At 44.4% G+C, this 20,713-nt stretch carries 18 protein-coding genes and 1 pseudogene; 12 read left to right on the forward strand and 7 right to left on the reverse strand.

Annotated elements, in window-relative coordinates; translation table 11 throughout:
• Positions 1-16 precede the first annotated feature (16 nt).
• From aroB to miaB, 7 genes are all read right to left on the reverse strand, one after another.
• Positions 17-1,108 (reverse strand): 3-dehydroquinate synthase, encoded by a 1,092-nt coding sequence (gene aroB / locus BW928_RS03455; protein ID WP_076554839.1) that lies wholly within the window; start codon positions 1,106-1,108, stop codon positions 17-19.
• A 48-nt stretch (positions 1,109-1,156) separates the two neighbouring features.
• Positions 1,157-1,774, reverse strand: a complete 618-nt coding sequence (locus BW928_RS03460) for a shikimate kinase (RefSeq protein ID WP_076554840.1) — start codon at positions 1,772-1,774, stop codon at positions 1,157-1,159.
• 114 nt (positions 1,775-1,888) lie between these two features.
• On the reverse strand, positions 1,889-3,262 hold the full coding sequence (locus BW928_RS03465) for a type IV pilus secretin PilQ (RefSeq protein WP_076554841.1): 1,374 nt from the start codon (positions 3,260-3,262) through the stop codon (positions 1,889-1,891).
• Positions 3,263-3,277: 15 nt separating this feature from the next.
• Complete coding sequence (locus BW928_RS03470; protein WP_078310065.1) at positions 3,278-3,934, reverse strand: pilus assembly protein PilP; 657 nt, start codon at positions 3,932-3,934, stop codon at positions 3,278-3,280.
• Complete coding sequence (locus tag BW928_RS03475; protein ID WP_076554843.1) at positions 3,931-4,569, reverse strand: type IV pilus inner membrane component PilO; 639 nt, start codon at positions 4,567-4,569, stop codon at positions 3,931-3,933. The genes BW928_RS03470 and BW928_RS03475 overlap by 4 nt, the downstream gene beginning before the upstream one ends.
• Positions 4,562-6,370, reverse strand: coding sequence for a pilus assembly protein PilM (gene pilM / locus BW928_RS03480; protein WP_143821470.1), 1,809 nt, complete (start codon positions 6,368-6,370; stop codon positions 4,562-4,564). The genes BW928_RS03475 and pilM overlap by 8 nt, the downstream gene beginning before the upstream one ends.
• A 117-nt stretch (positions 6,371-6,487) precedes the next feature.
• Complete coding sequence (miaB, locus tag BW928_RS03485) at positions 6,488-7,960, reverse strand: tRNA (N6-isopentenyl adenosine(37)-C2)-methylthiotransferase MiaB (RefSeq protein WP_076554845.1); 1,473 nt, start codon at positions 7,958-7,960, stop codon at positions 6,488-6,490.
• 333 nt (positions 7,961-8,293) lie between these two features.
• Between miaB and BW928_RS11635 the strand changes: the two genes are divergently transcribed.
• From BW928_RS11635 to BW928_RS03545, 12 genes and pseudogenes are all read left to right on the forward strand, one after another.
• Positions 8,294-8,467, forward strand: coding sequence for a hypothetical protein (locus tag BW928_RS11635; protein ID WP_158078434.1), 174 nt, complete (start codon positions 8,294-8,296; stop codon positions 8,465-8,467).
• Positions 8,468-8,690: 223 nt separating this feature from the next.
• Complete coding sequence (locus BW928_RS03495; RefSeq protein WP_076554847.1) at positions 8,691-9,047, forward strand: hypothetical protein; 357 nt, start codon at positions 8,691-8,693, stop codon at positions 9,045-9,047.
• Positions 9,048-9,059: 12 nt separating this feature from the next.
• Positions 9,060-9,359, forward strand: coding sequence for a hypothetical protein (locus BW928_RS03500; RefSeq protein ID WP_076554848.1), 300 nt, complete (start codon positions 9,060-9,062; stop codon positions 9,357-9,359).
• A gap of 107 nt (positions 9,360-9,466) precedes the next feature.
• Positions 9,467-9,856, forward strand: coding sequence for a hypothetical protein (locus BW928_RS03505; protein WP_076554849.1), 390 nt, complete (start codon positions 9,467-9,469; stop codon positions 9,854-9,856).
• Positions 9,857-10,189: 333 nt separating this feature from the next.
• The gene (locus BW928_RS03515; protein WP_076554851.1) at positions 10,190-11,344 is read left to right on the forward strand and encodes a JmjC domain-containing protein; all 1,155 of its coding nucleotides are present in this window, start codon (positions 10,190-10,192) and stop codon (positions 11,342-11,344) included.
• Positions 11,345-11,581 (forward strand): hypothetical protein, encoded by a 237-nt coding sequence (locus tag BW928_RS11300; RefSeq protein WP_078310060.1) that lies wholly within the window; start codon positions 11,345-11,347, stop codon positions 11,579-11,581.
• 238 nt (positions 11,582-11,819) lie between these two features.
• Positions 11,820-12,641 carry an HlyD family secretion protein gene (locus BW928_RS11310; protein WP_078310057.1) on the forward strand — a complete coding sequence of 274 codons (822 nt, stop codon included), beginning with the start codon at positions 11,820-11,822 and terminating at the stop codon, positions 12,639-12,641.
• Between the two features lie 60 nt (positions 12,642-12,701).
• A pseudogene (locus tag BW928_RS03525) lies at positions 12,702-14,809 on the forward strand (peptidase domain-containing ABC transporter).
• Between the two features lie 275 nt (positions 14,810-15,084).
• Complete coding sequence (locus BW928_RS03530) at positions 15,085-17,100, forward strand: lytic transglycosylase domain-containing protein (RefSeq protein ID WP_227516536.1); 2,016 nt, start codon at positions 15,085-15,087, stop codon at positions 17,098-17,100.
• Positions 17,101-17,266: 166 nt separating this feature from the next.
• A complete protein-coding gene (locus BW928_RS03535; RefSeq protein WP_076554853.1) occupies positions 17,267-18,253 on the forward strand; it encodes a malate dehydrogenase in 987 nt (328 codons plus the stop codon).
• A gap of 175 nt (positions 18,254-18,428) precedes the next feature.
• Complete coding sequence (locus BW928_RS03540) at positions 18,429-18,668, forward strand: DUF2789 family protein (protein ID WP_076554854.1); 240 nt, start codon at positions 18,429-18,431, stop codon at positions 18,666-18,668.
• A gap of 178 nt (positions 18,669-18,846) precedes the next feature.
• A complete protein-coding gene (locus tag BW928_RS03545) occupies positions 18,847-20,658 on the forward strand; it encodes an alkaline phosphatase (RefSeq protein ID WP_076554855.1) in 1,812 nt (603 codons plus the stop codon).
• Positions 20,659-20,713: the final 55 nt, after the last annotated feature.

The following is a 20,713-nucleotide window of genomic DNA, read 5'->3' on the forward strand; positions in this document are numbered from 1 at the left end:
TTAATTAATCAAACCATCAAGCCGTCTCTGCCAACACTTCTTCTAGTGCCGACAGTTCAAAATCAGCCGTAACAAAGGCCTTGCCAATGGCTTTTAATAATACCAAACGAATCTTGCCCTGCTGTACTTTTTTGTCATGCCCCATCAGTCCAAGTGCCGTCTGGGTGTCGATGGCAGGGGCAACTGTAGGCAAATTAAACAGGGTTAAAATACGCTTGATACGCACGACATCTGCATGGTCAATCAGCCCCAATTTTGCCGACATCAGTGCTGCCTGCACCATGCCAACCGCCACCGCCTCGCCATGCAACCAATTACCATAGCCTTGATGAGTTTCTATCACATGACCAAAAGTATGCCCAAAGTTTAACAACGCTCGCACGCCAGACTCTCGCTCATCAGCAGCGACAATTTGTGCTTTGTAGGCACAGCAGCGATAGACCATCTGCCCAAGCACCGCCCCGTCTTTGGCACGGATTGCTTCTGCATTGTCCTCAAGCCATGCCAAAAACTCATCATCCATAATCAAGGCATATTTGATGACCTCAGCCATGCCAGCGGCAAACTCTCTGTCAGGCAAAGTCCTAAAAGTTGCCATATCTGCCAGCACACACTGCGGCTGCCAAAAAGCCCCAATCATATTTTTGCCCCGCGGGTGATTAATCCCTGTTTTGCCACCGACACTAGAGTCCACCTGTGCCAACAATGTGGTTGGCACTTGGATAAAATTCACCCCACGCATAAAACTTGCCGCCGCAAAGCCCACCATGTCGCCAATCACACCACCGCCCAAGGCAATCAAGGTACAATCACGAGCAAAATGTCGCTCAAGCAAGGCATCATAAATCGCCGTGATGCTGTGCTGATTTTTAAACTGCTCACCATCTGGCAACACGCAGTCATGCACCATAAAGCCGTGCGATTTTAAGCCTTGTGTCAGCTCAGACAGATACAGTGGTGCAACGGTTTCATTGCTGACAATCAGCACCTGCGTCCCCTTGATAAAAGGCACAAGGCGACTGACCAAATCCACTTTATCAGCACTTGACTGGATAAAGATTGGATAATCATGACTTTGTGTGCTTACGATTAATGTTTGCTCTGACATGAGCTTTCCTTAATTGTATTTTAATAAATATAAAATAATCCCAGTCAATCACGGCATCTGCTGTGGACTGTTGTTGTCTTGTTGTCGCAGATATGCATCAAGTGCCAACAAAATCTCACCAATCATCTGCTTGGGATAAGCCCGACCTGTTGGCACGATGATATCAGCAACCTCACGGTACAATGGGTTTCTTTGCTCATAAAGCGATTCAAGCACGGCTTTGGGATTGTCCGATTGTAACAAAGGGCGATTTTTGTCTTTTTTGGTGCGTGCCAATTGCGTCTCGACACTTGCGTCCAAATAAATCACCAAGCCATTTTTTAGCAATGCACGGTTTTGACTGCGACCAACCGCCCCACCGCCTGTTGCCATGATGATATTTGGCATCGCTGTCAAATCCATCAATGCACGCGTTTCTCGGTCGCGAAATCCTGCCTCGCCTTCTTTTTCAAAAATCCACGGGATATCCGCCCCTGTTTGATTGACGATATACCAATCACAATCAACAAACTGCCTCCCCAAAGATTTGGCGAGCAATTTGCCAATGGTGGTCTTGCCTGCACCCATCGGCCCCACCAAAAAAATCGCAGGCAAGTTCTTGGCTAAATAACTGTTGGCTTTTTCGACAATTATGCTATCAATAATCGCCGAATCCTCTTCGTGCATACACTGTTCCAATGTTTAATAAATAGAGCATAAGCTCAATATAAATCATCTATGATACAATGTTTGGCAGTTTGTTGCCAGTATTTTTGTTGATTGTTTTGCCAAAATTTACAATCAGGATTGTTTTAGCAGGGTTGGCGTGATAAAAATCAGCAATTCCGACTTTTCTTGACTCTTGCTGTCATGACGAAATAACCGCCCAAGCACTGGCACATCGCCCAATTTTGGCACTTTGTTTGTGCCATTTTGTGAGTTTTGGCGATAAATGCCACCAAGCACCACCGTCTGTCCATTTTCGACAATGACATTGGTTTCGATGGCATCTTCTTGGATAGCGACCCTGCCCAATGTTGCCACAGGATTGCCGTTTTTGATGCTAAGCCTTAGGGCAACTTTGCCATCTGGGGTGATGCTTGGGGTAACTTCCAAAATCAGCGATGCTTCCTTAAAGGTGGTGGCAGTCGCTCCAGAATTGGTGGTTTCTTGATAAGGAATCTGCACGCCTGATGAGATGCGTGCGGTTTGCTTGTCGGCGGTGAGCACCTTTGGGGTAGAAATCAGCTCGCCTGCATTTTGTGCCTGCATGGCAGACAACTCCAAATCCAGCACCGCCTGTGGTAGATTTAATAAACCAAAAGCAATCCGCCCCATCGCATCACCAACGCCCAGATTGACATTGGTGCCAGTTGCTGTACTATCGGCTGACCATAGACTCGCCCTTGAGCCAGCATATCGCACATTGCCAAGCTGACCCTTTGCCCCCAGACTTATCCCCAGCTGCCGCCCAAAACTTTCGTTGGCAGAAACAATGCGAGCCTCAATCATCACCTGATCAACAGCAACATCAATGTTGGCAATCAAAGCTTTGATGTTCTCAATGCTGGCAGCAACATCTTGGATAATCAAAGTATTGGTGCGTTTGTCAATCGTTACCGTGCCTCGTTCTGACAGTAGTGTACCTCGTTCTGTGATGGTGGTGGTTTCGTCAATTTCGCTACGCTGCACTCTGCTTGGGTTGATACGCAGCACCTCGCCACGCCGAGCACTATTCAGATTGCTACGCTCAATTTTCTCACCACGAATCAACGCCGCCACTTCTTCTGCCTGTGCATAATGCAGACGAATATATTGCGTCAAAACAGGCTGATTGCTCTTGATGGATTTTGAGCTGATAATCCAGACATTGCCCGTCTTTAGTACGGATAAATTCTGCATCTGCACGATAATATCAAACGCCTGATCCCATGCGATATTTGTCAAGCGAATGCTGATATTGCCTGTTACGCTGTCGTCTGTGATGATATTAATTCCTGTAAAACTTGCCAAAATATCAAATACCGCACGCACAGGAATATCGGCAAACTCAAGGCTGATGGGTTTGCCTTGATAAATCTCCTGTGTCTGCTGGCTGGGATTTTTAGTCTGATCTGCCCATGCTGTCATTGCCAAAATACCAGCCATCAAAATACCGAAACTGCCATATCTCATAAGTCCGTCCTGTTGTTATTTACCCACAAACGCCATGGTTGTCTGGTGCGAATAATACCGCCCATCTGCTGCCATTATCGCCTCATTGATGACAATGGTGCGTGCATCTATCCTGACAACCTGTCCATGATTTTTGCCAATATACTGCCCCACCGTCAGCTGATGAATCAACCCATCGGGGCTTGATATTAATGCCACTTGCCGTGTTTCATCAAAGATATTGCCCTGATAACGCAAACTTGACAAGTCATAACGCTCCAGCGGCTGCCTAACCCTGTCGTTATCCACCATCGCTTGTGGCAAGTTGGGTGGCGGTGGCTTTGGCAGGCTCATTGGCTGTGTTTGCTTGGTTAATGCAGGCACATCAGCAAGGCTATTCTTATTAACCGATGGGTCGCTTGGCTTGTCATCAGTATTCATCGTTTGAGCATTGGCTTTGTCAGGCTTATCATTTGGCTGATGGCTGGCGGCTGTCCTGTTTACATCATAAAAAGGGTCGCCAAAATCCTGATAGCCTCGTGGCATCGCCACAATCTCAGGCAACCCTTCATTGGTGGCTACAATGGGCTGCTCTGTGATGGCGGCAAGTTTGTCATCAACTATTTGCTTGGGATCATCGGCACACGCTGCCAACATGACGCACGCCCAAATCATCACAACTCTAGCAATCATAAGCCCCCATCTGTTTTGTCTGTTGGAGGCACAACAGGCTTTTTGCTCGCCTGATAGGTGATAAATTCTGCATCAAATACCAAGCGATTATCCGCCTGTGCCTGCAAGCTGACATTTTGCACCGTCAGCAAATACTCGCTTTCTGCCAAGGCAAACAACCACCTGCCCAACGCATGATATCTCCCCACTGCACTGACCGCAATCGGTCTTTGGGTATAGTACTCCTGCTCCCTGCCTGCCTGCACCTTGGCACTGATGATTTGCACGCCTGCATCTTCAGCTTTGGCATTTATCATGGCAACAATCTGCGTCATCGGTGCCGAACGGGGCAATTTGGCAAGCTCATTTTCTAGCAACTCGTTTTGTTTTATCAGCTGTTCACGCACCGCTTCGTACTGCTTGCCTGCTTCGTATTTTTCGGCAAACTGCTGTAGCAAAACTTGCTCTTGACTGCGTACTGCCTTAAGCTTGTTTGTGCTGGGTGCAATCAGCCCAATCCATGCAAAAGTACCAACAATCAATAACAAAATCAGCAGCACCGTCCATTGTACAGAGCTGTCAGCCTCGGCAATGTTATGACGATCAACCTGCTTTAATTTTTGCCAAAACCGCCAAATAGAATCAAACTTATTCATCACCACCTTCCTGCGGTGTCGTATCGTCCGCCGCTGGCATGGCATCAAGCGTATCCACCGCCACCATCTCAGCAAATTGTGCTGAATCAAACTGCAATACTGTGGCACTCATCGTAAAGTTTGTGCGTCCATCTTGGGCTTTTTGCATGGCGACAACCAGCACATCGCTATAAAATCCCGACATCTCAACCGCTCGAGCAAAGGCAGCCACTGCTGGCGTGCTGCTTGCCATGCCTGTCCATGTCAGCTCATCACCTGTCTGCACCAAGCTATCCAATGAAACGCCTTGTGGCAACAGACTTGGCAATTTCTGCCAGCGATACAGCAATTGACTATCCATACTCGTACCAGCCATTGCCTGTCTTTGCTGGCGTGTCTGTTGCAACTGCTGTTGCCAAGTTGCCATCTGCTCAATCCGAGCTTGTAGATTGTCAATTCGCTGTGCAATCTCGGCATTGATGGCACTTTGATGGCTGATTTGCCGACCAATCAAAGCATATATCACAATCACAGCCAGCAGAGCAATCGTCAGTAGCGTGATGCACCTTTGCCGAAATGCTGCCTGTTTTTGCACCCGCCTATCATCTCGCCATGGCAACAAGTTGGTGGCAGGCTCGGTGCGTAATGCCAAAGCAATCGCTCCAGCAAATACAGGTAATTTTGCCACATCAAAGCCATTTGCCACCTGTAGCCATGCTGGCTGGAAAAATTGGCAAGGCACATTCAGCCGTTGATTTAGCAAGGTATTAAAGCCAGCATCATCCGCTTGATTAATGCCCACAATCCAAACAGCAGCAATCGGCTCATGGTGATAGCTGCGATAGCCGTCGATCAACTCAGCAATCTTATCGGACAATATCTGCCATCGGTTTTCACAATCCGTATGCACACCACCCAAAGTCGCCGAAGTTGTCTCAATAGCGGCACTGCTTGGTGGTGCCATGGTATCATCAAAGCGAATCTGATATTCTGCCGTAGGGTCATTATTATCCAATGAATCATGCTTGGCAAAAGCATTATCTGCACGCAAATTATCAAGGTGCGTCTGGGCGGTGGCAAAATTGGCAAAAGCAGGTGAATCGGCTTGGGTGGTATCGATATCAGCCACAGGCACATCACCAAGCTGCTGATAGATGATTTCATGATTGTGATAAATCATCAAACGAATCTGTGGTAGGTCTATGTGGATAATTGCTGTGCCATTATGAGCCTTGTCAATGGACAACAGCCGTGCCATGCTATCGCCATGCACATCGACAGCGTCCGCCTTGGCACCCGCCATCGCCAAAATCTCAACACAATCATCAACCGCACTTTGATACGCCACGGTCAATCTGATGGCAACATCCGCCCTGTCGGCATGGATTGCGGTGGGTGTTGGTGTGGGCAGTTGCCAAAAATCAAAACAGACTTCTGCCAAGTTTTGTCCGATATAGCGTTCGGCATCGAGTAGAATTTGAGCCTCAATTTCTTCATCGCTTAGATTCTCTGGCAGCCAAATTATCTGACTCATCACCGACTCATCGGCAATACCACCAACAATCAGCACATCTGTCGTAGCCAGCCTTTCAAAGATTGCAGCAAGCACGCCTGCCAGTTTTGCTTTATCAACAATTTGCCCAAGCGATATCGCCCCATCGTGTGGCGACTGAGCGGCTGACAATAAATGCCACCGCCCCTGATGATGCGTCAAGACAGCGACATTAATCGCCGTATTGGTAAAATGCACGCCCAATATCGGCGACTCATGACGCTTTGGTTTAATCAGCGAGCCGATTTTTGTCAGTTGTTGCCATCGCACCACCCTGTGCCTCCTTGGTATTATTTATATTACACTGCCATGCTGGCGGTCATTGCCCATCTTGCTACTCTGCTTCTTTTATTTTTTTGTTATTTGTCATCTTGTGCCATGACAAAATCAGCCCAACACCTCGACCAATTCCCCTTCGACCAGATGCATACTGATGGCATGATTGACACGCACAAGGACGAATTTGCCAAGCAGCGTATCATCTCCCTGAAAAATCACCGACCGTGTATTATCCGCCGTGCCATGCAAGTACCCCTCACGGCGATTGGCAGGCTCAATCACCAGCACTCGCACAGTCTGCCCGACCATTGCACGGGTTTTGGCAAAGGTTGATTGCTTAATCACCTCTTGAAATTCTGCCAATCGCTGTTTTTTGGTTTGCAAACTGACATCATCGGGCAAATCAGAAGCAGGCGTGCCGGGACGCTTGGAATAAATAAAGCTGTAGGAATGGTCAAAATCAAGCTCCTTGGCAAGATTCAGCGTATCGGCAAAATCCTGATCCGTCTCGCCCGGAAAGCCGATAATAAAATCGCTCGACAAATGCAAATCTGGGCGAATTTGTCGCAACTTATTGATTTGATTGATATAAACATCAACCGTATGGTTGCGTTTCATCGCTGCCAAAATGTTATTTGAGCCACTTTGAATCGGCAAATGCAAATGCGATACCAGCTTATCAATATGCTTATAAGCATCGATAATATCATCGGTAAATTCTAGCGGGTGGCTTGTGGTATAACGAATCCGCTCAATGCCATCAATATGCGATACATAATGCAAAAGCTCACTAAAGCGACAAATCGTGCCATCGTCTTTTTGTCCACGATATCCATTGACATTTTGCCCCAAAAGGTTAATCTCTCTAACGCCCTGCTCCGCTAGGCTATCAATCTCGGCAAGCACATCATCTAATGGGCGTGATAATTCCTCACCACGAGTATAAGGCACCACGCAAAATGAGCAATATTTTGAGCAGCCTTCCATGATAGAAACAAATGCCGTATAGCCCTCCACTCTTGGCTCTGGCAAAAAGTCAAATTTCTCAATACTAGGAAAGGACACATCAACCACGCCGATACGGTTTTTTGGTGCGAGCAAATCGGCATCGTGCTGTCTGGCTTGACTGGTTGTCGCTTCGTATAATTCAGGCAGGCGGTGCAAGGTCTGCGGCCCAAAAACCATATCCACATAAGGGGCTCGTTTTTGGATATTATCCCCTTCTTGTGAGGCGACACAACCGCCAACACCAATCACCAAATTGGGATTTTTTTCTTTTAATTTACGCCATCTGCCCAATTCAGAAAATACCTTTTCTTGTGCTTTTTCGCGAATCGAACAAGTATTCATAATCAGCACATCAGCTTCGCTGATGTCGGTTGTGATGGTCATGCCATGACTGCTGCCCAGCACATCGCCCATTTTTTGGCTATCGTATTCATTCATCTGACAGCCTTGGGTAACGATATAGACTTTTTTGCCTATTTTTGAGCCGTCATCTGCCACTGTGGTATTTGGCAGCATCTGGGTAGTATGCTGATTTTGGCGATCTAAGGCTGGATTAAAAGTGCCAACGGTCATGGTTTTCTCCAAGGGTTTGCAAAAAGATAAATTTCAGCTATTTTAACACATCAGCCATGGGCTGTACATACGACCTAGCCTGACAAATCCACCAAACAGATTGTATCTGCAGGCAGATTTTGTTATTATAATGATAATCATTTTTATCAAAACTTGGAGCATTTGCTTGGTGCAAATAAACAGCCAGCACGCCTCAAGTCAAATAGGATAAAAACAAACAACAGGGTTGTTTTAAGCGGTTGATTGTAATTGAGCCACAAATCGGATAAGTGATATTTGTCATTAGGCTTGTGCTTTTTATAACTTGGTTGGATTGTGCCTAAAGGAGTAGTCATGGCATTTTTTGATGCAGCATTGCTGGTTGGCATTGCCGAGCGTCTCATGTTTGTCATACCAATCTTCATCGTTGCCCACACCATCAAAACCATCTGGCATAATCACAAAGCAAAACAAATGCTCTTTTTACCAAATGCTCAGCTAAAAAATATTGGCTACACAGTACGCTGATGATGTTGATTTGTTTGATTATTTATTTTGCTTTTGGTAAAAATTAGCAATTGTTAGGGTTGGGCGAAACCAAGTTGCTTTATATCGATAATCTTTTGGCGATATTCGGCTTATAGAGCATAAAAATATAAAAACTGTTGATTTTTTATACAATTTATTGCAATATAACAATCAATTATAGTTTTGTTATTTTTTACTTATTCTTATACATAAGGAGAGTGTTATGCGTGAACTGTCATTAAAAGAAATTGAGATGGTTAATGGCGGTATGCGTCAAGATGTGGGAAAGACCACTGGTGGTAGCATGGGTGGTTCACCAATGATTACTTCAATGAAAATAGGGGCAGCCAGTAGTGGTTCAGTCTACATTGGTCAAGTTGCCTCTGGTGATACAAAATTTTCAACGACTGATTTTTTGATATCTACAGGGTCTGGAGCATTAGGCGGAGCGATCAGCTATGGCGGTAGAAGTCCGCTCGTCTCCGCTGTTAAAGGTGGGCTTGGCGGTGGAGCCACATTAGGTTTTTCCAAAATGTTCACCAATAAAACTGGTGATGACTATAACAATACGCAAAAATAAAGCAGACAATATATGGATATAATTACATCTACTTTGGGCATGCCCTTGCCAATACTTATCGGAATTATCGCCCTATCCATCAATCTTGTCTCTGTTTATCTTGGGTTGTATGCTATCTATGGTTTATTAACCAATATTTATCGTCGATGGAGAATCAAAACACTAAATTGGCAAGCAATAATCAAAAGATTTGTTTATGAATTTGGATATGCTCTCTTGCTTTTTGTTGCTACTTATATAATATATATTTTGACAACAGGCGAAACCAAGTTGCTTTATATCGATAATCTTTTGGCGATATTCGGCTTATAGAGCTTAAAAATATAAAAGCTGTTGATTTTTTATACAATTTATTGCAATATAACAATCAATTATAGTTTTGTTATTTTTTACTTATTTTTGTGCACAAGGAGAATGCTATGCGTGAACTGTCATTAAAAGAGATTGAGATGGTTAGTGGTGGTATGCGTCAAGATGTGGGAAAGACTAGCGGTGGGAACGGCAATAATGGTCTTGGAGGGGCTATGGCGGTTGGTGCAATATCCAATGCAGCAGGTTACACGGGTGGCAAACTAGCAACAGGCGAACCTGTTACAGTAGGAGGTATTGTGCTCAGCGGGGCAGTTGGAGCAAGCTACGGCTACGCTGGCGGTCCTCTTCGGAGCAGAATGCAGGCAATGGACACGATTGGTCTGAACTTTAACGGAAGTTTTATTGTTTCAGCATGTGACAACTTTATGAAGAAAAGCTCACAAAGGGCTGGGACAGACTATCAAAATTCATCTCAAGCTGGAACCAATTATCAATAAACTCAGCTCAAGGATAGGTAACTATGATTGAAATCGCACCTTTTAAGCCTAGAGAAGAGTTGGCATATCTGCTGACAAGGATTTTATTTATAATAATAAGCATGTGTATCACAATCTATTTATCAGCAAAACTAAACTTAAGACCAGACTCGATGCGCAAGCCAGTGCTATTTTTCTTTTGTTACTTTATTCTGATTGTATTGTTCAGCAATTCTCTTGATAGCTGGCTATTTTGTGTTTTGGGTTATTTTTTTTGATTGATATAAATTGATATGAATAGAAGAACTTGAAATATCTCTTGTTTAAAACAAAATGGTAAAGGATTAGCATATTATGGTAAATCTTAACAAGCAGACACAGCATGATTTTTTAACCAATTATCAAGATAAAAAGCCCTATTTATTTAAAAATATTGCTGGTATTGATTGGTTTGACTGGTTGCAAATCAATCAAATTATTGAACGAGCAGATATTATCTCGGATGATTTTAAAATCGCTCATCAAGGCATTGTAGAAAAACATCACTATGTAGAAAGCTTTATTGAAGTGGGTATGCTTCGCCATCGTCTAATAAAACCTGCGGTGTATAACCTACTCCAAAACGGTGCTACGGTAATTGCCAATAAAATCATTAACGAACCTGCTGTTGATCATTTTGCTCGTCAGATTGCACAGATGACCAACAGACAAACAGTAAGCAGTATGTATGTGGCTTTTGGCGATAAAGATTCGTATAAGGCACACTGGGATACAAGAGATGTCTTCGCTATTCAAATAAAAGGTCGTAAACGCTGGGTAATTTATCAGCCGACTTTTCCCAATCCCTTATATATGCAGCAAAGTAAGTATTATGAAGACACGCACCCCTGCCCAAAAGAGCCAATCATGGACATTGTCCTAGAAACAGGCGATATGCTATATATATCTTGTGGTTGGTGGCATAACCCATCGCCATTGGGCGAAGAAACGGTACATTTGGCAATTGGGACATTTCCTGCTTTTGGGCTTGATTACACAGAGTGGCTGTCTCAGAAATTACCTGAAATTCTAGCCATCAGAAAGCCTTTATCAAATTGGCAAAACGATCAAGAAAATATCCAATCACTGGCTGAAAATATCGCTACAATGATTGCTGACCAAGCCAACTATGAGCAGTTTATGCAAGAGTTTATCGCCAATCAAAGAGTACAGGGTAATCTAAACATAGAACTTTTGGGTAATAACAAAGTTAATACCCTCCCTCTATCTGCCAGATTAAGAATAAATTCCAATCAATCTTATGATGATAGCAGTGAACATATCATTGCCAATGGCATTAAATTAAATTTAGACTCTGACTTAAAGTCAGTGTTGATCCATATTGCCAAAAACCCAAATATCAGTGTTGATGAAATCTTGACAGTGACTAATGCAATAGATACAGATAAGATTGCAAAAACACTATATACCTTATGTGCTAACGATGTGCTAGAGGTTGTGAAATACTAGATGACAAATCCACTATTTCGTCCAGAAGCCTTATCTGCCCAAAAAGCCAACTGGACAGGCAGTGTTATTCTCACCACGCCCATCAGCTTTACATTTTTAAGCCTGTGTGCATTTGCCACTGCTTTGGTATTGGTTGGTTTTTTGGTATGGGGTGAGTATACCAAACGCAGCACGGTCAAAGGTCAACTTATTCCTGACAAAGGCTTGGACAAGCATACACAACAACCGCTGGCGTAATTACCGAAAAATACATCACAGATGGTCAAGAGGTCAAAGCTGGCGATCTCCTATACAAAATCTCCACCGCTCGCTACAGTGATGATAGCAAAATCAGCACCCAAAAAGCCTAGCCAGCGAGCTTGTGATAAAAAAGCAGCTGACCGAGCATGAAATCACACGCACCAAACAAGCCCAAGCTGCCCAAAGATAAAGTATCGCCAACACCATTGAGCAACTAAATATAGATCTAGAACGAGTGCAAAGGCAGATTAAGCTACAGCAACAGCAAATTGCCATCGCTCAAAGCACACTAGAACGCTACGATCTTGCCAAGCAAAGTGAGGCAGTATCCGCCCAAGAGCTAAGCAATCAGCAAATGGCATACAATGCTCAACTTGAGAATTTAAGTGGTCTAGAACGCGAAAAAGCAAACATTGAGAAACAAGTCCAAGAACAAAAAATCACCCTAAACCGCCTAGATGGCAAGCATCAAGCAGTGCTATTACAATATAACAAAACGCTGTCAGACAACCAAAGCGAAATCATACAAAATCTTGCCAACGATACCGTACTTATCAAAGCCCAAGTTGATGGCGTGGTGAGCGTCAGCTATGCCGAGATAGGTCAGTTTGTAGATAGCTCTCGGACACTGGCAAGTATTTTACTCAAGGACAGCCAGCTGATAGCCCAACTGTATGTCCCTAGTCGTGCCATCGGTTTTGTGAAGGCTGATGATAAAGTACTGTTACGCTATGCAGCCTACCCTTATCAAAAATTTGGACACGCCACAGGTAAGATAGACACCATCGCCAAAACCGCTTCTGCCAGTCAGTCTCTGCCAACCATCGGCACAGTGCTGGATATAGAACAAAGAACCAATGAACCTGTGTATGTCATCAAAGTAAAACTTGACAAACAAAGCATCACCGCCTATGGGGAACAGCTACCTTTGGTCGCAGGCATGACGCTAGACGGCGACATCATGCACGAGACAAGAAAACTGTATGAATGGGTGCTTGAGCCACTATACAGCATTACTGGTAAAGTTGGTTCACGCTCTTTTATCAATACGCCATAATGCTTAAATTTCTGACAATCATCGATAAGCACCGTCATTGTTTTTATGAAACCATCTTACTTGCCACACCTTAATAACCTGAACTTTAGCCTAACACCAAAACTCCCCATCGTCCTACAAACCGAATCGGCTGAATGTGGCTTGGCGTGCCTTGTGATGATTGCTCACTATCATGGATACAAGACGGATTTATTTAGCCTGCGTCAAAAGCACCCCATTTCCCAAAAAGGAGCAACGCTGCACACCATCATTAAAATTGCCAATCAACTAAAACTCAGCACTCGCCCCTTAAGGCTTGAATTAAACGAATTACACCGGCTAAAAACACCCTGCATTCTACATTGGGATATGAATCACTTTGTGGTACTAAAATCAGCCAATAAAAATAAAATCACCATCTTAGACCCCAGCATCGGCAAAAGAATACTGACCACAAAACAAGCCAGTCAGCATTTTACAGGTGTTGCTGTCGAGCTGTGGGCAGATAGTGATTTTCAGCCAAAACAAGACAAAACAAACATTCGTCTTTTTGGCTTAATCGGAAAAATCAGAGGGTTGTATAAATCACTAGGTCAGCTTTTATTGGTGGCACTAGCATTGGAAGTATTTGCTCTTGCCAGCCCATTTTTTATGCAGTGGGTGATTGACCACGCCATCGCTTCTGCCGACACCAGTTTATTGACAACACTGGTGCTTGGCTTTGGGCTGCTCATGCTGATTACACAACTGACAAGTTTGTTACAAGCATGGATTGGCATGTACATCTCCACCACGCTTAATATGCAGTGGAAAGCCAATGTCTTTGGGCATTTGACATACCTACCCAGTCAGTTTTTTCAAAAACGACATTTGGGCGACATCATTTCACGCTTTGGATCGATTGACAGCATTCAGTCGACACTGACCACAACTTTTCTAACCGTTATCCTAGATGGTCTAATGACCATCTTCACTTTAGTACTGATGTTTGTTTACAGTTCGACATTAGCATGGATTGCATTATCAGCGATGATACTCTATGGTCTGCTTCGTTTGGTGTGGTATTCCCCACTAAAACAAGCCACCCATGAGCAGATTATTCACTCTGCCAAACAAAGCACGCACTTTATGGAGACCATGCGTGGTATCAGAGCCATCAAGCGGTTTGCCAAAGAAAAACACAGGCAAAATACTTGGTTGCACTTGTTTGTCAATAGTATCAATGCAGGGCTATACACCCAAAAACTCGGCTTAATGTTTGGTTTTATTAATGGTATCATCTTTGGGTTTGAAAACTTAATTATCATTTATTTGGGTGCAAATTTGGTGATTGATAACACCTTTACCATTGGCATATTGATGGCATTTATTGCCTACAAGAATCAATTTGCCAACAGAGTGAGCAGTCTAATTGACAAATATATTGAAGTAAAAATGCTAAGTCTGCACGGTGAAAGACTTGCTGATATCATTCTAGAAAAACCACAAATCTATACTAGAACAGATAATGCAACATTTGACAACAACCCAAATACTCAATACGACATCAAAATCAGCAATTTAACTTTCAGTTATGCCGATGATGAACCGAATATTATTGATAAGCTTAATCTGTATATACGCCATGGCGAGTCGGTCGCCATCACAGGAGCAACAGGCTGTGGCAAAAGCACGCTTATAAATCTCATGCTTGGTGATCTTACACCAAGCTCTGGTGAGATTCTCATCGCCACCCAGCCTGTCAATACGATACGATCATCTCACCAGCAAATCATTGCTTGTGTCAGTCAAGATGATACGCTTTTTGCAGGGTCATTGCTGGAAAATATCAGCTTTTTTGATGATAAGCCAGACACAGACTGGGTAAAACAATGTGCCATGATGGCAAGCATTCACGATGAAATCATGGCTATGCCCATGGGTTATCAAACACTGGTTGGTGATATGGGCAGTGTACTGTCAGGCGGACAAAAACAAAGGGTGCTAATTGCCAGAGCCTTATACCAAAACCCAAAATCTTATTTTTGGATGAAGCAACTAGCCATTTGGATATTGATACAGAAAAACAAATCAACCAAACCATCAAATCACTTAACATCACCAGAGTAATGATTGCACATCGACCTGAGACGATAAACAGTGCAGATCGTATCATTCGCTTAGACAAACACAACAATTATGTCAATTAAACGGAAATAGCGTAAGTCAAATATCAATATTCCAAAAAATCTGACAAGCCATATTGAGCAGCCATACTTTGGGCTGGGTGTATTTAATTGCGGATATTTAAAACAACCAACCAAACCCAGAAATTACAACTTTTATACACGCAAACAGTAGCAGGCTTATTACTCTAAAAGTGTTAAAGTGTTATAATTTTCTATTTATGTCCAGTGTGCTAAATGGCAATTTAATCAAAGTATTAACCCAGATTGCCAAGCTCAGCTTTTTTATTTGACAGATTATGATGAAACCTACCCCAATTCGCCTTGTACTGACGGCTGCCATGTGTGGCTTAACCTTAACTCAGCTTGCCTGTGCCAATGGCAACGCCAACGATGGCAGCATTTATCAATTTATCGATGCCGAACGCCAAAAATCCAACAATGCCGCCCTTTATCAATACGAACAAAGCATGAAAGGTACATTATTTGCCATGTACCCAACCTATTGGCGGTTAAACAACGAATTATCCAGCCACACACCTGACACCATCAATGGCTTTGTGCGTCAATACCCCAGCAATGTCATGAGCGAAAAACTGGCCGCCGACTACGCCGAAACCAAAGCCCGCCAAGGAGACTATGCTGCCGTGCGTGCTGTTGCAAATAGCATCGAAAACCCAGATGCCTCGGAGAGTTGTGCCATTGCTTTGGGATTCAACCAAAGCTCAGAATCCATGCGTGCGTTATACCAAAAACCCAATGTCTGGCTAAATACCCAAATCAAGCAACCACTGTGCGACAAATTGGCAAGCGAATTAAGCCAAAATAGCCGCATTAGCAACACTGACAAGCACGAACAATTGGTGCGAATGCTGCGAATAGATAAGCGACAATTATCCAGCCGCCAGCCAGCACTTGACAAAACTGGCGATATTTTATCGCTCATGCAGCAGCTCAATCTCTCCGTCAGCTACCAAACCCTGCAAGAGATTCGCAACAACCCAAATGGCTTTTTGACACGCTTTTCCCAAGAAGGCTACAGTCAAACCAACCAATACTTATACATCTACGCCATCAGCCTGCTGGCACATCGCTCTTATCAGGACGCTGCCTTGCAACTTGAGTTTGATATCAACCAAGACAATCGCCGCAGCCCAAGGCTGCTCTCAGACATGGCACGCCGTTATGCATGGCGTAGTATTGCGGTCAAACGCATGAACATGAATACCGATGATGGCTACAGCCGTGATGCCCTAACTTGGTTTAATAATAGCTTGGGCGAGCCGTTTAATTATGAAGAAGCCGAAGATTATGCCCAAGCGGCGATTCATTTTGGGCAATGGACAGACCTTGTCAATGCCATCGGTGCCATGACTGCCGTTGAGCAGCAAGAGCGAATGTGGCAATATTGGCTGGCACGCGGTTATGAACAAACAGGCAAACAAAGCCAAGCACGGCAAATTTATCAAACGCTTGCCACAGGCATTGATTATTATGGCTTGTTGGCAAAGGATCGATTGGGTCAGCGACTTAGCCTAAATGATATCGGTGGCAATACCCTGCCAGCCGTTGATGCCACAACCGCACAGCGTGTGATGGACAATCCTTATTTTGCTCGTGCTTTGTTATTGATGCAAAATAATGCAGGGCTTGAGCATATCAACCGTGAGTGGAACTGGGCGGTCAAAAAAGCAAGAGACGCAGGTGATATGCCACTGCTGCTCGCCGCCGCCAAAAAAGCCCATGACTTGGGTTATTATCATCGCAGTATCCAAGCGATTGAGACCACCGATATGGTGCGTAATGCCGCCTTATCGCACCCAACGCCATATTTGGACAGCATCACTCGCCACAGCCGTTCGGTTGGCATTGACCCTGCTTGGGCGTACGGCATTATCAGACAAGAAAGCCGCTTTCAGCCCACAGCCCAATCAGGTGCAGGTGCAGGCGGCTTGATGCAAATCATTCCCAGCACCGCCAACCAAATTGCTCGTGGCATGGGCGAAAGCACGGGAAGCATGAGCAATCCTGATACCAATATTCGCTATGGCACTTGGTTTTTGAACAATTTGGCAAATCGCACAGCAGGACAAATTGCCGTTGCCACCGCAGGTTATAATGCAGGGCCTGCAGCAGCTGTCAAATGGCTACCAAAGCACGGCTCCATCAGTGCTGACCAATATGTCGAGGCGATACCCTACAGCGAGACACGAGCCTATGTCAAGCATGTGATGGAAAATGCCACCATCTACAGTTTGTTGCTTGGCAACTACACACCCATCAGCCAACGCATGGGGCAGGTCAGACCACAATAATCAATCTTGAGAGATATTTCCATCAACTTAAGATGCAAATGATTTGTCTTTGGGATTATAAAATGATACACTAACTGCGATTTGGCATTTTTACCAATGCCTGTTGCAAAAATGTCCAATCATGCAATTTTTGGATTTCCCTTAATACATCAAGAAGGATTTATTCATGAAACAACCTGTTCGTGTTGCCGTTACTGGTGCTGCTGGTCAAATTGGTTACAGTTTGCTATTTCGTATCGCATCAGGCGAAATGCTTGGCAAGGATCAGCCAGTCATTCTGCAATTGCTAGAAATTCCTGTCGAAAAAGCACAACAAGCCCTAAAAGGCGTTATTATGGAGCTGGACGATTGTGCCTTCCCACTGCTGGTTGATGTTATCGGCACTGACGATCCAAATGTCGCCTTTAAAGATGCCGACTATGCCCTGCTGGTTGGTGCCAGACCTCGTGGACCGGGCATGGAGCGTGCTGATTTGTTGCAAGAAAACGCCAAAATCTTCACCGTGCAAGGCAAAGCTCTAAACGATGTGGCAAGCCGTGATGTGAAAGTTCTGGTGGTGGGCAACCCTGCCAATACCAATGCCTACATCGCCATGAAGTCAGCACCTGATCTGCCAGCGAAAAATTTCACTGCCATGCTACGCCTTGACCACAACCGTGCCTTGACCCAAGTTGCCAAAAAAACTGGCAAAGCAGTCAAAGACATCAAACAACTGACCGTTTGGGGCAACCACAGCCCAACCATGTACGCTGATTATCGTTTTGCCACCATTAATGGCGAAAGCGTCAAAGACATGATCAACGACCAAGATTGGAACGCCAATGTATTCTTGCCAACCGTTGGCAAGCGTGGTGCGGCAATCATCGAAGCTCGCGGTCTGTCTTCAGCTGCTTCAGCCGCCAATGCCGCCATTGATCACATGCGCGATTGGGCATTGGGTACCAATGGCGAATGGGTAACGATGGGCATTCCATCAGATGGCTCATACGGCATTCCAGAAGGCGTGATGTTCGGTTTCCCTGTTACCACCGAAAACGGTGAATACAAAATCGTTCAAGGTCTTGAAATTGATGAATTTAGCCAAGAGCGTATCAATATCACGCTCAACGAGCTTGAAGAAGAACGCGCGGCAATTGACCATCTGTTCGCTTAATCAACAAGCCAAAAGCACCGTCAAAACTGGCGGTGTTTTTTATTGCTTATCAAGTTTAGCTACATAAAGCATACATAAAACCCTTGTTTTAACTCCATCGGACTGCTACAATCAAAATACCTCCGCCACACTTGCAAGGAGGTTATAACAATAAACCCTAAACAAGGAGAGAGCCATGCTTGGTGATATTGACTACACCATGAATGAATTATTTGCCCAGTTGGGGCTAGAAAATAGCAATGCCGACATTGAGGCATTTATCGCAGCCAACCAGCTTGATGAAGACACCACGCTGGCAACAGCTGAATTTTGGAATGACGCACAGCGTGCCTTTATTGTAGAAGAATGGAAAAAAGATGCCGTTTGGGCAATGGTACTTGACGAACTCAATACTCGATTGCATGAGGCCAACTAAGTTATCTTCCCAATGCAACCCTGCTTTTTGGCAGGGTTTTTATCAGCCAATCTTAAACGATTAATCCTGTAAAACCAATATACCAACCACAAATCACCAAACCGTCATCAGGCTGTCATCAGATGGTTATATTTGCTACTTATACTTGGTGAAGCGTCATTCACCAAAGGAGCAAACTGTGAAATTTCGTTATTTGTTACCCACTCTTGCCATCATTACGCAGCCTGTGATGGCAAAAAATATCATCTATCCGATTGATCGAGCCACCATAATGACAGGGGCAAAGTTTGATTTTAAAATTGAATTTGATGAAATTATCAATCCTGCCCAAGCCAGCATCTTAATCAATGGCAAAAAATTCAACACTGTGCTAAGTAGCGATAATCAAGTTGAGTTCATTGCCAATGAAGAAGGTAAGAACGCTTCTGCTTTATGGCTTCGTAATGTCAGCCTAAAACAAGCAGGCGATTATCAAGTACAAGTGAGCGTCAATGGTAAACAAAGCACGGTCAATTGGTCTGCATACAACACACCAAATAAAGCCCAAGCCAAAAATGTCATCTTAATCATTGGCGATGGTCTATCCATTGCCCATCGCACAGGGGCTCGCATTTTATCCAAAGGCATAACAGAAGGCAAGGCAAACGGTCGTCTGGCTATGGATGATTTACCCTACATGGGTCTTATCGGCACCTCTAGCACCGATTCTATCGCCACCGACAGTGCCAACACCATGAGTGCTTATATGACTGGGCATAAATCTGCCGTCAATGCCCTAGGCGTATATGCCAGCCGTTCTAATGATAATTTTAATCATCCAAAACAAGAGCCTTTAGGTCAGCTGATTAAACGCTTAACCAAAAAATCGGTCGGTATTGTTTCCGATGCCGAAGTCCAAGATGCCACCCCTGCCGCTGTGGTTGCCAACACACGCCGCCGTTCCGAAAAAGCCGCCATTACCGAAATGTTATTTAATGCCAAGCCCGATGTGCTATTGGGCGGTGGATCTGCGTACTTTTTACCCCAGCATATGGCAGGCTCCAAACGAAAAGACGACAAAGACTTTATCACCGCCTTTAAGAATTCAGGCTATCGTGTGATAAGCAATGCCAGTCAGCTAAAACAAATTGATGGCAAAAATACCAAAAAACTTTTGGGCTTATTTCACACAGGTAATCTAAATACCGTACTCGATCGGCGTTTTTTAAATAACGGCAGCACTGCCAAGTTTCCAGATCAGCCCGATCTAACCGAAATGACCAAAACCGCTCTTGATGTGTTATCGCAAAATAAAGATGGTTTCTTTTTGATGGTAGAATCAGCACTCATTGATAAAGCATCGCACTCGCTGGACTGGGAGCGGGCGATGGCAAGCACCATCATGATGGATCAGACACTGGCGGTCGCCAAGGATTTTGCTGCCAAAAATCCAGACACACTAATCATTGTTACAGGAGACCACACGCACGGCATTTCTATCATTGGCACGGTTGATGATAATAAGGCAGGCAATCTGCGTGAAAAAATCGGTGTATATCAAGATGCAAAATGGCCAAATTATGAAGATAAAAATAACGACGGCTACCCTGATGACTGGAATGTCAGCAAACGCTTAGCAGTATTTTTTGCCGCCTATCCAGATTATTATGAAACGCTCCGACCGAAATTAGACGGTCAATTCAACCCAACCACCAAAGATGCTCAAGGCAACTACATCGCCAATGATAAGTACAAAACCACCACTGATGCCGCACTACGATCTGGAAATCTACCACGCAGTGCTGACAGTGGCGTGCATTCTGTTGATGATATGGTGGTTCAAGCCATCGGACCTGGTGCTGAAAATATCCGTGGCTATATGGAAAACTCAGATTTGTTTAAAATCATTGTCAATGCCCTAGCAATCAAATATTGTCAATGCCCTAGCAATCAAATAAATAAAGTAAATCAAACAACAAACCCCCTCCATCACTCGATGAAGGGGGCTTAAAAGGGATGCTGACGATGACCTACTCTCACATGGGCGAACCACACTACCATCGGCG

Source organism: Moraxella cuniculi DSM 21768 (genome assembly GCF_900156515.1).
GTDB classification, from domain to species: Bacteria; Pseudomonadota; Gammaproteobacteria; order Pseudomonadales; family Moraxellaceae; genus Moraxella; species Moraxella cuniculi.

Coding starts and splice junctions, on each gene's coding strand:
- BW928_RS03460 (WP_076554840.1), bottom strand. CDS start 1,774: ATGCACGAAGAGGATTCGGCGATTATTGATAGCATAATTGTCGAAAAA.
- BW928_RS03470 (WP_078310065.1), bottom strand. CDS start 3,934: ATGATTGCTAGAGTTGTGATGATTTGGGCGTGCGTCATGTTGGCAGCG.
- BW928_RS03475 (WP_076554843.1), bottom strand. CDS start 4,569: ATGAATAAGTTTGATTCTATTTGGCGGTTTTGGCAAAAATTAAAGCAG.
- BW928_RS03500 (WP_076554848.1), top strand. CDS start 9,060: ATGGATATAATTACATCTACTTTGGGCATGCCCTTGCCAATACTTATC.
- BW928_RS03530 (WP_227516536.1), top strand. CDS start 15,085: ATGATGAAACCTACCCCAATTCGCCTTGTACTGACGGCTGCCATGTGT.
- BW928_RS03515 (WP_076554851.1), top strand. CDS start 10,190: ATGGTAAATCTTAACAAGCAGACACAGCATGATTTTTTAACCAATTAT.
- BW928_RS03505 (WP_076554849.1), top strand. CDS start 9,467: ATGCGTGAACTGTCATTAAAAGAGATTGAGATGGTTAGTGGTGGTATG.
- aroB (WP_076554839.1), bottom strand. CDS start 1,108: ATGTCAGAGCAAACATTAATCGTAAGCACACAAAGTCATGATTATCCA.
- BW928_RS03495 (WP_076554847.1), top strand. CDS start 8,691: ATGCGTGAACTGTCATTAAAAGAAATTGAGATGGTTAATGGCGGTATG.
- BW928_RS03535 (WP_076554853.1), top strand. CDS start 17,267: ATGAAACAACCTGTTCGTGTTGCCGTTACTGGTGCTGCTGGTCAAATT.
- BW928_RS11635 (WP_158078434.1), top strand. CDS start 8,294: ATGGCATTTTTTGATGCAGCATTGCTGGTTGGCATTGCCGAGCGTCTC.
- BW928_RS03540 (WP_076554854.1), top strand. CDS start 18,429: ATGCTTGGTGATATTGACTACACCATGAATGAATTATTTGCCCAGTTG.
- BW928_RS03465 (WP_076554841.1), bottom strand. CDS start 3,262: ATGAGATATGGCAGTTTCGGTATTTTGATGGCTGGTATTTTGGCAATG.
- BW928_RS11300 (WP_078310060.1), top strand. CDS start 11,345: ATGACAAATCCACTATTTCGTCCAGAAGCCTTATCTGCCCAAAAAGCC.
- miaB (WP_076554845.1), bottom strand. CDS start 7,960: ATGACCGTTGGCACTTTTAATCCAGCCTTAGATCGCCAAAATCAGCAT.